The organism is Shewanella sp. DAU305 (assembly GCF_026802235.1).
Lineage (GTDB): Bacteria > Pseudomonadota > Gammaproteobacteria > Enterobacterales > Shewanellaceae > Shewanella > Shewanella baltica.
This window is the reverse complement of record NZ_CP113808.1, coordinates 1,111,763-1,126,104: the sequence shown is the minus strand read 5'-3', so window position 1 is coordinate 1,126,104 and position 14,342 is coordinate 1,111,763. Positions and strand designations below refer to the sequence as shown.

The 14,342-nt window shown below is 45.2% G+C and carries 13 protein-coding genes; 2 read left to right on the top strand and 11 right to left on the bottom strand.

Annotated elements, in window-relative coordinates:
• Window positions 1-3: 3 nt before the first annotated feature.
• The 3 genes from phsA to OX890_RS04955 all read right to left on the bottom strand — a co-directional run bounded on the left by phsA (window position 4) and on the right by OX890_RS04955 (window position 3,976).
• Window positions 4-2,286: a thiosulfate reductase PhsA gene (phsA, locus tag OX890_RS04965; RefSeq protein ID WP_268650187.1), complete on the bottom strand. Its 2,283-nt coding sequence runs from the start codon at window positions 2,284-2,286 to the stop codon at window positions 4-6.
• Between the two features lie 442 nt (window positions 2,287-2,728).
• On the bottom strand, window positions 2,729-3,391 hold the full coding sequence (locus OX890_RS04960; RefSeq protein WP_268650186.1) for a pentapeptide repeat-containing protein: 663 nt from the start codon (window positions 3,389-3,391) through the stop codon (window positions 2,729-2,731).
• Between the two features lie 105 nt (window positions 3,392-3,496).
• Window positions 3,497-3,976 (bottom strand): SRPBCC family protein, encoded by a 480-nt coding sequence (locus OX890_RS04955; protein WP_268650185.1) that lies wholly within the window; start codon window positions 3,974-3,976, stop codon window positions 3,497-3,499.
• 78 nt (window positions 3,977-4,054) lie between these two features.
• Here OX890_RS04955 and OX890_RS04950 point away from each other — a divergent pair, with 78 nt between their 5' ends.
• On the top strand, window positions 4,055-4,483 hold the full coding sequence (locus OX890_RS04950) for a hypothetical protein (RefSeq protein ID WP_310473075.1): 429 nt from the start codon (window positions 4,055-4,057) through the stop codon (window positions 4,481-4,483).
• A complete protein-coding gene (locus tag OX890_RS04945; RefSeq protein ID WP_268650183.1) occupies window positions 4,470-5,573 on the top strand; it encodes a phosphoribosylaminoimidazolesuccinocarboxamide synthase in 1,104 nt (367 codons plus the stop codon). The genes OX890_RS04950 and OX890_RS04945 overlap by 14 nt, the downstream gene beginning before the upstream one ends.
• A 499-nt stretch (window positions 5,574-6,072) precedes the next feature.
• On the opposite strand, the gene OX890_RS04940 is transcribed toward OX890_RS04945, so the two are convergent.
• From OX890_RS04940 to OX890_RS04905, 8 genes are all read right to left on the bottom strand, one after another.
• Complete coding sequence (locus tag OX890_RS04940; RefSeq protein ID WP_172599548.1) at window positions 6,073-6,831, bottom strand: restriction endonuclease; 759 nt, start codon at window positions 6,829-6,831, stop codon at window positions 6,073-6,075.
• Between the two features lie 48 nt (window positions 6,832-6,879).
• Window positions 6,880-7,509, bottom strand: a complete 630-nt coding sequence (locus OX890_RS04935; protein ID WP_126491101.1) for a hypothetical protein — start codon at window positions 7,507-7,509, stop codon at window positions 6,880-6,882.
• A gap of 899 nt (window positions 7,510-8,408) precedes the next feature.
• Complete coding sequence (locus tag OX890_RS04930) at window positions 8,409-8,987, bottom strand: porin family protein (protein WP_012088141.1); 579 nt, start codon at window positions 8,985-8,987, stop codon at window positions 8,409-8,411.
• 467 nt (window positions 8,988-9,454) lie between these two features.
• A complete protein-coding gene (locus OX890_RS04925; RefSeq protein ID WP_268650182.1) occupies window positions 9,455-10,144 on the bottom strand; it encodes a DUF4336 domain-containing protein in 690 nt (229 codons plus the stop codon).
• A gap of 346 nt (window positions 10,145-10,490) precedes the next feature.
• Window positions 10,491-11,348, bottom strand: a complete 858-nt coding sequence (locus OX890_RS04920) for a class I SAM-dependent DNA methyltransferase (RefSeq protein ID WP_107946465.1) — start codon at window positions 11,346-11,348, stop codon at window positions 10,491-10,493.
• Between the two features lie 254 nt (window positions 11,349-11,602).
• A complete protein-coding gene (locus OX890_RS04915) occupies window positions 11,603-12,064 on the bottom strand; it encodes a hypothetical protein (RefSeq protein WP_126491099.1) in 462 nt (153 codons plus the stop codon).
• 277 nt (window positions 12,065-12,341) lie between these two features.
• A complete protein-coding gene (locus tag OX890_RS04910; RefSeq protein WP_268650181.1) occupies window positions 12,342-13,115 on the bottom strand; it encodes an EAL domain-containing protein in 774 nt (257 codons plus the stop codon).
• A gap of 204 nt (window positions 13,116-13,319) precedes the next feature.
• The gene (locus OX890_RS04905) at window positions 13,320-14,033 is read right to left on the bottom strand and encodes an oxidative stress defense protein (RefSeq protein WP_268650180.1); all 714 of its coding nucleotides are present in this window, start codon (window positions 14,031-14,033) and stop codon (window positions 13,320-13,322) included.
• Between the last annotated feature and the right edge of the window lie 309 nt (window positions 14,034-14,342).

The following is a 14,342-nucleotide window of genomic DNA, read 5'->3' as shown; positions in this document are numbered from 1 at the left end:
CGATTAGCGCTTTGCCAGCGTGACGCCCGTGGTGTGCACAGTCATGCCACACACAGGAGCAGTCACGTGCGGCAGTAAGTTACCGCAGTGGATACCTTTGCCTGTTGCTCTGACCAACTCTTTGTTTTTAGAACCAAAGCCCATGTAAGCAAATACAGTATCTTGGCGAATGCCCGGCGTGACTAAGGCATGGCCTTCTTCTGTGCCAACACTGCTGGTGAGGCGGATTGGGTCGCCATTGCTGATCCCTAACTTGCCCGCTGTGACGGGGTGAACCCACACAGCGTTATCCGACATCAGGTTAGCGAGCATAGGCACATTGTGGGTGGCGCCATTGGTGTGCACCGCCACTTTGCCTTGGATAAAGTACAGCTCATCTGCTTTTTTAAGATGCACTTCGCGGAACTTGATCACCCCACGGCCCGGTGCCATGGCTTCCACTTTGGCGGAGGTGAGTTCAATCTTGCCACTCGGGGTTTTAAAGGTGAGTGCACTGGCGAAAGTGCCGTCGTCATCGGCAGGTCGCGCATTGGGGTATGCCTTAATAAACTCGGCAACCATCTTAGGCTCGCACAACATAATTGGTTTACCAAAATTCACAAAACCTTCGTCTTTGATACGGCGCAGCAGGTCAGTGTCGCGGTTCACCTGCAGCATTTGCAGGGTTTCCATGTTTTCCCATGGATAGAACTCGCCAAGGCCCATAGCCACACCCACATCCTTAAAGATCTGCCAAGAAGGCTTAGTATCACCTAAGGTTTCAACCACACGTTGGCGCACATAATAGGCGGGATTTTTACCGGATTTGTCAGCAATTTCTTCATCACGTTCAAGATAAGTGGACTCAGGTAAAATCACGTCCGCATAGGCGGCAGTTTCGCTGATATACACATCACACACGGCGATAAAGTCGAGCTTTTTCATGGCTTCAACTACGCGTGCTCTGTCTGTCATGGTTTGCATTGGGTTAGTGCGTGACATCACCCAGCCGTGTAACTGGTAAGGCACAGCGCTTAAGGTAGCATCGAGAATGGTTTGGTAGACGCCGCCCGATGTCCACATCATGGCGTACTGTTCTTCCACTTGATCGATTCGTTTCGCTGCTGGTTTTGGCATGTCTTTCACGCCAGGTTTTGCCAATACGGGCGCAACTGCTTCACCGGCAAGCTTGTTGTAATCACCGGGTTTCAGGCCGATATAAATCCCGCCCTTACGCTCAATATTACCAATCAAGACGTTGGCGGCGTACAGGGCGCGGCGCATCTCAAACTCTTCGGTGGTAAAGGTGGCTCTGTGACCAAAATCGACCACGGCATGGGGCGCTTTAGCGGCATATTCGTGGGCGATGCGGCGAATGTCTTTGGCAGGTACATCGGAAATGGTTTCGGCCCATTCAGGGGTATAAGCTTTCACTTCGGCGGCAAAGGCTTCGAAGCCTTCCACATAGCGCGCGACGAATGCCTTGTCGTAAAGATTATCTTCAATCAATACATGGCATAACGCCAAGGCGACGGCCACGTCGGTACCGGGGCGAATGGCGTACCATTCATCGGCTTTATCGGCCACGACGGAGAATCTTGGCTCGAACACCACCAGCTTGGCACCTTTGTCCATTTGCGCCGCCATCATGCCGCGGGTTTCGGACATATTGATGCCTTCATACAGGTTATGGCCGAAGTTAATGATGTATTTAGAGTTACTTAAATCTCGTTTGACCTTAGTGCCAAAGATGGCCTTAGCGGCAATTTCATAACCACCAGGGCAAGTCGACGCGTGGGTAAAAGTATTTGGACTACCAAAGGCGGTCGCGAGGTGAAACAAATGCTTTTCTTGTGAGCCCGATTTAGACGAGAATGCCACTGCCTCTGGGCCATGTTCTTTTTTGATTTTATTTAGATTTTCGGCGATAAGTTGATAAGCCTCATCCCAACTGATCTCGGCCCATTTGCCTTCGCCACGCTCGCCAACCCGCTTTAACGGTTTAACGATACGCTGTGGATCGTACAGTAAGCTATGGCCTGCGCCGCCTCGGGCACACACTTTACCGCCAAAGGACTTAGCGGCCTTGTTGCCACTAATGAAGACGTTTTTGCCCTCAATCACCCGCGCCGAAATCGGGCAACGGGTTGAACACATTTCGCAAATACTGGCAATTTCCTTGCCCATGCCCTTTAGCTGCTTATTCTCTAATGCCGCTAAGCTGCCCGGCAGCAGACTGGCTAACGCACACGTGGCGCTACTCGCTCCCGCTCCCTTTAAAAAGGTTCGCCTATTAAGCTCAATCATGGTTACCTCCATCACGCTCATCCCACCCGTCAGTCGCCATTTGTGGCGCCATCGAGCAGAGGTTTGCTCACTGATTTGATTACTTTTTTAGTTATAAAAGCATTAAAACAGCGCCGCTATATCTTCAAAATACCAGCATCCGCTGAATACACTGCTCATCCACAAAGATTGTTATCCCGAAAGAGGTAGGCGGATATTGTGGTAAACCACATGGGGAAGCTCGGTGTGATCTATCGCAACTAAAACCTAAGACTGACGCTGAAATACGTGAATAAGATCAATAGGCTTGTTGGGAACAGGCTTTACATCGACGGAGAAGACAGAAAAAAGCCGCCAGCTTGGACACTGGCGGCTTAGAAGAAAACTGACATTTCAGTCAATTGCGATTACCCGAGCAGGATAAGAACATCGCACTAGCGGGCGCAAACTGATTACAATCGCATCAATCCATTAACTCTATATCGAGGCAGTTGAGCAGGCGAATCGCTTCGTCGCGGCTAAACTTAGCGCCTTTGATTTTATTGTTAAAAATGTCGATATCGTAATTGGAGGCCTCGCTGAAATCCGCCTCCAATAATTGAGTTCGGCCAAACAGACTATGGCTAAAATCCGTGTAGGTGAAATTGGCTTGGTTGAAACTGCCCTCGCGAAAATCGACATCGTGGGCCTTGCACTCTTCGATGATGATTTCATCGAGGGACAAGCCTAAAAATGAGCAGTCATTTAGGATGCATTGCTTAAAGGAAAAGGGCGCGGCAAAGGATAAACGCGACCATGCGGCGCGGGTCCAATCGATACCGACTAACTTACACTCTTCAAACTCGACCCCGCTGAACTGGCACTGGGGCACTTTCACTAAGCTCAAGTTGCAGCGTACAAAGCGACAATCGATAAACTTACATTTACGAAAAACGCTCTCGCTAAAATGACAGTCTTGAAAGCAGCAATCCTCAAACTCTATGCCCTGTAGCTCTTGGGCTAATTCCGACAAGCCATTAAACTGTTTTGATAAAAAACTATTGCCCTGCAAAACCGCTCTTTGCGCCAGTTGCGATGGCGCAAGCACTGATTGTTTAAGCACTGGCACTTCTTTCTGTGACGACATAACACCTCTAATCCTGCCCAATCCCCAACAATATGATAATGCAGGGCAATTGGGCTAGGTACTGCTTATTGTTTACTCACTGATACGAGGCTTGAGACTCACCGGCTAAATGTTCGCGACGAGTTCCTCAAGCTGATCGGTCGCCTTAGACCAACCCTGATGAAACCCCATATCCTCATGATTCTGCCTATCTTCGCTATTCCAATGCTGCACCCGCGCAGTGTACTTGGTTTTACCGTCCACAGGTTCAAAGGTGATGGTTGCCGTCATAAAAGCTTTATCGGACGGCACCCAAGCCTCGGTAAAGGCATCGGTAAATACGATTCGCTCATTCTCAACCACCTCGAGATACACGCCGCGATTCGGGAAATCCTGTCCCTCAGGGCTGCTCATCACGATCACATTTGAACCACCGGCACGCACATCTAAGCTCGCGCTAGCCACAGTCCACGGCCTTGGCGTAAACCAAATTTTGAGGAGTTCTGGATCGGTCCACGCACGGAACAGTTTTTCCGTCGGCGCGTCGATAATCCGCTCTAATATCAATTCTCTGTCGCTATCTAGATGTGGATGACTTGTGCTCATATTCCCTCCATTGGATATTTAGCTTGATGGTCTTGTGGGGTGCAACTGTGTCATAAGCTCGCACATCAGCAAAGAACAATGCAAATAGCCGTGGCAAATTTTGTCAATAAAGGTAAAATGTCGCCACTTTTTCGCGGCAGTCTAGCACAAGGTTCTCTCGGATTAATGGTTAGCATTTTCGAGCAAAATGGCACGGGCCAAGCCCGCTTTAACAGACCACTTTCACTGTGGTGCCAACCTTGCCCTGCGTTTGTTCCATCCCTTGCATTATCTCCAGCTGACACTATTCAAACACCGCCCGAAAATACCCCTTTTGCTGTTCAAGATTTAACATCAAATCCCGTAAACTGGCCGAACGCTTTACGTCCTAAGCCACGCGCGAATAATAAAGCGGTTGCAATGAATCTGGCTGTTGCTAACGCCATAGTCCATCTGCAAACCGACACTTATAAAAACCTTATCCCTACACTCTCTATCCTAAGGAATACTCGTCATGAGTCTTGCTGATTCCGTACTTGCCATCAATAACGATTTGCCTATCCGCACCGACAGCCCAGTCCACAGCGGCAAGGTTCGCAGCGTTTACTGGCTAACCGACGCCGACAGCCGCCGTTTAATTACCACTAAAGGTTATAACGTCCCCGAAGATACTCCGCTCGCCATCATGGTGATCAGCGACCGTATCTCAGCATTCGACTGTATCTTCCACGGTGAAGGTGGCCTCAAAGGCATTCCCGGTAAAGGCGCGGCATTAAACGCGATTTCTAACCATTGGTTTAAACTGTTCGCCGAAAACGGCCTAGCCGACAGCCATATTTTGGATATCCCGCACCCGTTCGTATGGATAGTCCAAAAAGCTCGCCCTATTAAAGTCGAAGCCATTTGTCGCCAGTACATCACCGGCTCAATGTGGCGCGCTTACTCAAAAGGCGAGCGAGTATTCTGTGGCATCACACTGCCAGAAGGCTTAGAAAAAGATCAAAAGCTCCCTGAGCTGTTAATCACCCCATCGACTAAAGGCATTTTAACCGGCATCCCAGGCGTGCCAGCCCAAGATGACGTGAACATCAGCCGCAGCGATATCGAAGCCAACTACCAAGCCTTTGGCTTTGAAAAGTTAGAAGATATCGACCTGTACGAGAAGCTGTTAAAAGATGGCTTTAAAGTGATTTCTGCCGCGCTGGCAAAACTTGACCAAGTGTTTGTCGACACTAAGTTTGAGTTCGGTTATGTGACTGACAAAGATGGCAACTCAAAACTGATTTATATGGATGAAGTCGGCACCCCAGACTCATCACGTATTTGGGACGGCGCCGCCTACCGCGATGGCAAGATTTTGGAAAACTCTAAAGAAGGTTTCCGCCAGTTCCTGCTGAATCATTTCCCAGACCCTGATGTGCTGCTTAACAAAGACAGAATGCCAGAGCGTGAAGCCCTAGCCCGCGATAATGACCTGCCACTTGAGGCCATGATGCAAGTGTCAAGTACTTACACTGGCGTTGCCGAGAAAGTGACTGGTGCTCCAATCCCGCTGCCTGCGAATCCAAAGGCAGATATCATTAAGATACTCAAAGATGAGTATGATTTGATTGTGTAATCAAATCATTGTGGGATGGGGCGTTTTCCCTTTCCCCAAGAGTAGAAAAGGCGCTTCGGCGCCTTTTTGTTTTTTAAACTTGAGTTTGGATTTATTTGTATGAGTCAATTTAACTCAATTCTGAAATGCAAATCTGAGAAAAATCAAAGTCAAAGTCGTGGGGCTTCACCCCACACCCGACCAAGGAGGACTGCTCGTCCTATCCTCCTTGGATTCTCCAAGACGCCCCTAGCGAAGTTACATGCATTAGATACTAGCCTTGGTCTTATGGATAAATCGCTATCGCTTCCGAAGGATGCGTCCCTGCACCTGCGGAAGCTAGCCAGCCATCCATGGCTGGACTCACGCAATTTATTCCAACGCCCCGCGGCAACTTCGCAGGGGAAGGTGTAATTCAGAGGCTTTGGTGTTGCTTGCGAGTAATGCAAAGCAAACAGAGTGATACCAAACATCACTTTTAGAAAATTTAACAATGGGTGGCTCGTTAAATTCACTATTGTTAGTTTTTTCCATAACCCTTTAACCACTCAAGTAACTGCTCTTTGTCTGCCAAAGTTAAATCTAAATTTGTTGTTGCCTCATTCTCAATGAATTTCCTTGCTTCTGATGTAAACGTAGATGTGGTTACGATGATCCCTACATTACCGCCAGAACGAGAGTTTTTGACACCATACAATGCTCTGACAATATCTACTCCAACTTTATTGGTATCAGAATAATGCTTACATTCGATGATATATTTTGTTCGTATACCGAGTTTATCTTTATGGAACGCAATTACATCTTTGCCGCCGTCTCTTGTACGCTTTGTCAGTTCTACTTCAAAACCTTTATTTCGGAAAATTTCTGCGGTTACTTCTTCGAACTGACGAGGCTCTAGGTCAGTTAGCAAATCAGGTTCAGCTTTTAAAGCTAAAACTAATTCTGATACAGATTCATAAAGCTCGAAGATGTCTCTTGCAGAATAAATTTCACGAATATATTCGATATCTGGTTCATTTAAAGCAGCTGCACCAACACATTTGTCAATTATGAAATTAATAAGACCAACAGGATACTCAGAAACTTCGAAAGCTAAGCAGATCGGGCTTGAGCAATCATCACAGCAAAAAGCACAGGATAACTCGTAAATCTCCTCATCACCCATGGACCGCTCACTACCACCGAGACACTCACAGTCAAACTCATCTATCGGTATTTCTCCATAAGATGAACAAATTGAACACTCATATTGAATCTCACCAACGAATTTCCACATCCGCATAACTCCAAGAAAAAAGAAAACTATGTAAGTTTTTTCGATTTTTTAGTAGTTATCGAAAATTTGTGTTTGTTGTTCTTTAAAATTGTCAAACTCTCCAAGAGTGAAGCAGTTACATCCAGAGGGTGTTAGATGATAGGCAAAAATTTCACCACCAATATAAACACGTTCATTTTCTTGCTTGGTGTTCTGAATTTCACGCTGTTCATTCATCATCTGAGGAACTAGCTCAATCAAATTTCCATTTAGAATGTTACATTCAGGTTTAACCCCTGTGCCATATTGCAGCAGTTCAGATTCAAAATTACTTGTAGAACGATATGCATATGACACAATTTGGGCGCTCTCTTCACAGACACCAAATTGATACACTGTTGTAGTGAAATCATCTGGAAACGAATACTCGGCTTTATACTCACACCATAACTTTCGAAGAGCATTTGGTGTATGAAAGTCAAGATTTCTGATTCCTTTAACAATCATTCTAGTGCTAACATCAAGTAGCCATCTATTAGCAAACCCTCCAGCACCTGTCCCTGCAATAATAGTTCTCAAATTAGGGATATAACCAGCTTTAGATACAAACGCAAATGGCTGACCTAGGAAATCTACAGCCAAAGTATCTGTAGCTACTAACGCTTGTGTACTGTCTGTATAAAAAATTAATGATGACATATAACCTCAAAAATTAACGATTTTAGTGTGCTGACTCGTTTACCTCGTTAGACCAATTAATACTCGCATGGTTAACTATCTGTATACAAAATAACTTATCAGCTTTCTATCACGAAAGACGGGACAGGCGTAACCCTTTAGGGATTAACAGCAAACACCGAGATCACAGAAGTTCACCTTCCCCTGCGAAGTTGCTGAAGGGCGTTGAAGAAAATCGCGTGACGCAGACAGGACGTCTGCGTAGCTTTCGGGGGGAAGGGACGCTCCATCGGAAGCGTTAGCTATTTTCGAATAAGCACGAAGCCACTAACTAATGCATATAACTTCGCTAGGGACGCCGGGGGATTTCCAAAAGGGGAACAGGCGCTTTTCCCCTTTTGGTCGGGTGTGGGGTGAAGCCCCACGACTTTGATTCACCTCGTCCGTAAGGCCGCAATGACAACAAAGATGGGACATGCATAACGATCTTGGGATTGCGGCCAACACCGCGGTAACAGAAGTTCACCTCCCCTCGGAGTTGCCGCAGGGCATTAGCGTTCGTTGCGTGATCGAGGCATGGTCGTTCTCGTGCATCCATGCACTTCACGACATTCAGGCATCCTGCCTATCAGATGCCGAGATAGCGTCAGTCGAATCAGGGACGAGCGTCTGACGCGATAGCATAAGAACGCTTAATGCCCAAGGGGCTTTCAACTCCGTTAGGGAGCGGCAAGGGAGATCTAAGAGGGAATTGCTGTTGATCCCCTCTTGGTCGGGTGTGGGGTGAAGCCCCACGACCTTGATTTTGACTTTGCTTAAAAAACTATGAGGGACATATTAATCATATAAAAAAGGTGTGACACTTAGCGTGTCACACCTAGATGATTAATACTTAAATTATAAATATCAAAAATGAATAATTAGAATCGATATTCAACACCTAAACTGGCTTGTTTAAAGTCTGTATCAGTATCTGCACCGTTGCTAACATTCTCAACGGTAATTCCTGCATCATACCAAGTGTACTCGGCATTAATTAAGAATCGATCTGTGACTTTAAATGCGACACCGGCACCGGCGAACACACCTTCATCATCTTTATTTCCAGAAAAACCTAACACATCATAATCAGTGGAATACCATAGTTGCCCACCTTTAGCGTACAACTCAACGCGATCAACAATGGGATAAGAGACTTTTAGCGCAGCGGTATAACCATCTGTTTCTGCATTAGATAAGCTATTACCATAATCACCGAAGTTAACGTATCCGCCTTCGATGGCTAAATATTGGTTAAAGCGATAACCAACAAGCCCTTGAATAACATCGCTATTGTCATCGAAGTCATCTTTACCATCAACTTTTAAATAACCATAGTTAGCACCAACATAAATGCCATTTTCTGCGACATCATTATTTTTCATGTTCTCCGCATGAGAGTAAACACTAACAGAGGCTAAAGAAATAATGGCGGCCAAAGTAAGAATGGTATTTTTCATAATGTACTCCTAGTTAATTATTTAAATACGCTAAGTACATTACAAAAGTAATGCCAGACTTACCGAACTCAAGCTAAATAGATTTAAGAAAGTTAATAAAAAACATTACTATCAATGCTATACCTTAACCAAGATAATTTAAAATGAAGAAAAACAGTCAAAAATAACAGCTAAAATCACTTATATATTAATAGCTGTAAGTTGCACTCACTCTGGCGAATGTATTTATTGCCTATTGCATTGTAACTATTTCATAGATAAGGAATAAACTCACAAACCCGCTACATCCTATCAACCTACTACCTCTCATAAATTAGTCATCATTCATGTCGCACTGGTTAATTTTAAATAATATTGCAGATAGTTAACTCCCGAATTCAACTATAAAGTGTCCGCCTTTTATTCGCTGATAATGTATAGCGGTTTAAACGCTAAAATGATATTGGGGAAAAATAATAATATTATCCTTACCTATTTACCCAAGAAAATGATTTTTCCAAAAATGCCGTTGCATCATTCTCGATAATAAGACCATGGGCCATGATGATGGCTTTTGGCTCCCAAGCTAATATTTTATCAATATGACTGCGCGCTTGTGTCTTAGCAAACATAAAACTTAAGCGCCAATCTAAGGGCATTTTACCGTTTGGAGCGAGTATTCCCGCTCCGCGAGCCAATAATCGCTGTAAGGCATTAAAAGATTCGGGTGAAAAGTTCTCGATAAGATCCGTCACAATCAAAGTACGCGATGCTTTATGAAGGAACACACATTCCTGCATGAAATGAGAGCCCGTAAATAATATTTGGTCAATATCAGTCGCCCACATGGCATGAAATTGAGCGGTGAACAGCCCGTCAAAATGGAGATCTGGCCGCTTTGTTTGAACTTCCGCAGTGCCAAAGCTTTGGGCCTGCGGATAACGTTGCTGCCAGTCCTTTAAAAATAGGTGGTGCAAGTGGTTAGGCGCAATAAGATAACGAACTTCGCCTAACGCTTCGACCAGTGCCTGAAGTTCAGAGGTGAGTTTGATTGGGCTATGTACCCACAAAGTACCATTATTCAAACGGATCACTGTCATCCGTGTGGTATAGGGCAAGGTAAAAAATGGTACGGCTTCACCATCAAAAATCCACAGGTTTTCTGCTAGTTGCTTCATATCAACTCTCCATACTGCCAGTCATTCCATCAATAATAGCGTTCGCTTTACCGTACATTGAAGCACGAAATCAGCCGCCAGCCATCATCACAAAAGTATGAAAAGAGAATTGAAAAGACAGAGCACCCAAGACTCATTTTGTTTTTAAGGGCTAACAAACCTTACTTAAACCCAATGAATCGCCCTTCGACGTTGCGAAGAGGCATTGCGACGCTTTATTAAAAAAGATGGGGTGTGGCTGGGGGAAATTAAGGGAGTAAACGCTTTTTCCTTTTGGTCAGATCTTGATTAAAAATCTGTGGGGCTTAGCCCCACGACTTTGAGTTGCCGAACCTTCAACAGAAGGTCAAATCTTCACGCAGACAAACAGCGCGTTGCCGGATGCTAAATCCCACGGGACGATTCTTTCATAATCATGTTCGAAAACATGTACTTCAAAATAGGGGGCTAACAGTTCCTGCAGTTCTGTGAAGCTAGTCGCGACCATGGCATGTTGATCTTGCCATTGCTCAATGCTGTGTAGTTCTTGTAAGCCAACCTCCTGCAAACCTGCAGCCTGTAACCCCTCTTCCAGCGAGCCTAAATCTTTCATGTCAGAGACTGGTAAAGCCGAAGCTGACACCTCAGTAAACGGCAGACTGCTTTTGGCAATACTCAACTTTAATGATTGTTTCTCGCCTTGACCACTGTAATGCCAACCGGACTCGAAGGCGAAATGGCTACCATCAAACTCGGCAAAATGCTTAACCGAGGCCGTGTTATCAATTCTGTGTTTATCGACCGTGTTAAAACAAAACAGTCCGCCGTCATTGAGCGCACTGTGCACACTGGCGATACAACTTTTAAGTCGTTCGATACAAGCACTGTAATGGATGGAATATAAAAAACAGGTGATCAAGTCGACGCGCTCTTCTAAATAAAAAGCTGTCATATCTTGCAGGTTAAACTGGGCTTCGGGACAACGGCGCATGGCCATGTCGAGCATCGGCTGATTGATATCAAGGCCACTGCATTGATAACCAAGATCGATAAAATGCCGCACATGCGGACCCGTACCACAAGCTAAATCAAGATGTTGTTTACCGTTATTGCCAAGGAACTGATGCAGACGATGGATGCTCGCACTCTGTTGCTGGTAGTTAATATCAGAACACATTAAATCGTAATAGCCGGATAAATCGGTATAGAGCGCGTTGGAAGACATAGTAGCGAATAGGTAACAAGGGCAATTTTAGGTGGCGCATGATATATCAGTTAGCCGATATCAGAAACAAACAATTGCCCCGCAGCTCAGTACGGCTAAAGCTAAAGCGGCCAATTGTACACTCAAGGATTCAAATAAGTATGTTGGGTAGGAGAGCCGCTAAGCGCGATAATCGCAGATAGAATAATATGTTAGCCAAAGAAATGAAATCGCAGTGAACTCACAACACACATCGAGCTCACACTCGCAATTAACTACTTGCAGGCGCATCTCGCGGATTGCTCGCAAGGCGGCGCGGCGGCCACTTCACACATACCCGCAGTTTTACCTTCGCCGACACACCAAGCATTACAGTCAAAGGTATCAGGATGACCTAAGTCGTCACTGTGACCGTGTATCACATCTTTGCCGGGATTGGATTCGACTAACAAGCCATCGGGCAAACACGCCTCACCAAACATTCTGCCATTAGGCACACCTTGTGCATCGGTACCGACATGGCAACCGGCAACACCGGGCGCAACACCATCACTGTCCTTCCACCAGCTCTGTTTATTCTCTTGCCAATCTGAGGGTTTAAATTCTATGGTGCCCATGGCACCCGCCATTCCCTTGGCGCCATCCGAGGGTTCACCGATTTCACCGTGGGCAAATACTGGGCTAGCTAGCAGTAAGGAACAAGATACTAATAGGGTTAAAACTGTAAATTGTTTCATAACACCTCCTTTGTTTGAGTCAGTAAGCTTAGTCAGATGTGTCGATATCACCACCTTTTCGCGGCGCTAACTCCGCAAGGGTAAGAGCAACGATTCAAATATCCGCCCCAATTTAAACTAAGCCATCATCGCGTTTGTCGTTTTTACTGACAGGCACAGACACACTCGCCGCACTTAACGTGCAGGCAAGTGTCTGTTAATTAAATATTTTAGATTCGATGGTAAACGCACAAAGCAGAAGAATAACCAGATAGTTTAAGACGTCGAACGAGCGCAGCTATGGTGCATGAAAGCTCAACTCTTCATAGGAACTCAAATATTCGAGTCGTGGTTTGGCAAAATAATAACCCTGAAAATACTCAATCCCTATTCCAGCGAGATAATTAAGTTCGGCTTCAGTCTCAATGCCTTCGGCCAAAACTCTTGTATTAAGCTCTAAACAAATACGCAGTATTTCATCCACGGCTAACTGCTTTTCTCTATCAAGATCGATATCACGGATCAAGGTCATATCAAGTTTTAATACTTGAGGGCGCAGGGCTTCGAGCCAGCTTAAATCAGCAAAACCACTGCCAAAATCATCGATTGCCGTGATAAAACCACGCTTAGCATAGCTCTCGAAGATACGGACTAATTTTGCCCGATCGACAATTTGCTCGCCCTCAGTCACTTCGAACATGATTTTGTGAATATCAAACCCATACATGTCGGCGGCTTCAATCGTCGCACGGATACAGGTCTCAGGGTTATATACGGCATTAGGTAAAAAGTTGATACTGAGCATCTTATCGAGTCCCAGTTTTGAAGCGGTTTCTATCGCTTTAACACGGCAAGCCTGATCAAAATAGTATTTATTATTTTCATTAATCCGCTCAAACACCCACGCAGCCCCTTCACCATCAGGGCCTCTGACCAGAGCTTCATAACCGCTAATCTCACGACTAGGCCAATGGATAATAGGTTGAAATGCCATTCGAATTTCAAATCCTAATGACTTACCACTTAAGCAATCCATGCAAGTTTGTTGCTTTATTCGAGCGGGAAAATCCATAAACGGCCTCCTAAACATTAACCTTACTAGTGTGAGGATAAATACTTAAATTTGCCAGTTTTTACTGTTCATCATCCTAATAAAATCCATCACATATAGAGTGAAGAATGCTATTTCCAAAAATATAAAACGATTGTAAACGGCATAAAAAAATGGATGAATCCCAATAGGAGCTTCATCCATCACCATAGGCCTCAGACTGATTTACTTCAGTTTATAAATCACTTCAACTCTATCTTCTATGCTCACTTGACCATATTGATAACTCTCGGCGGCGCCCATGGCATCGGCTTTAGCGCTCATGCGTAACATGACAGGTTGCACAGGGCGTTGATCGTAATAACGGATCTGCCAGATCTTACCGAGATTTTCACCAAAGCCTTTAGCCAAATATTCGGCTTTTTGTTTGGCATCCACAATCGCGGCTTGACGTGCTTTGGCGACGTATTCAGCTTCTTTGCTCGACTTAAGGGCGATGTTATTCACCCGATTCATGCCCTCTTCTAAGGCAGAATCTAAGATTGCATTCAAGCGGCTTAAGTCTGTTACCGTCACGGTAATTTGGCGACTGGCAGTATAACCCGTCAGCTCTGGCGCTTTATCCTGCACATAGACGTATTGCGGCTGCAGATTTAAATTCGCGCTCTGGATCTGATCTTTAGTCACACCCGCTGCGGTGAGACGGGCGATAAACTTAGCCACGGCGGCATCGGAATTATCTTTGGCGGCTTTAGCGGTTTTTTCGGTCACGGCCACTTCCACATTCACATCCGCCATATCGGGCTCGACTTGGATTTGACTCACACCCATGGTTTCAATATGCGGGAAATCGACCTCAGCGGCGAGTACCGCTGGCGCCATAAACACGCTAGAAAAAAGACCACCCGCCACCAATACCGCTAAAAGAGAATTTTTCATAACTTACTCCAAAATAATGTGCTTATACCTAAACCACTTCAAATAGAACGCATATTCAAAACGAGACGGCTAAAACGACTGTGTCGCTTATTTAGCGCTTAGGCTATCAGTAAAAAGTGCCAATACTTGTGCCAATATGTAACAGCATCAAGAAATTGTCTCTTGCCCCTATAAACGCGGCCAATTTTAAAAAGGGTTAATTTTTCTGAAAAATGTTTAGCGCTTTTTATCCAGATGAGTTCGACCTTGGATCTTTGGCTTGTCTTCCTATATCCACACCCAAAATAGGCCTTAGGGTTAACTGGCATA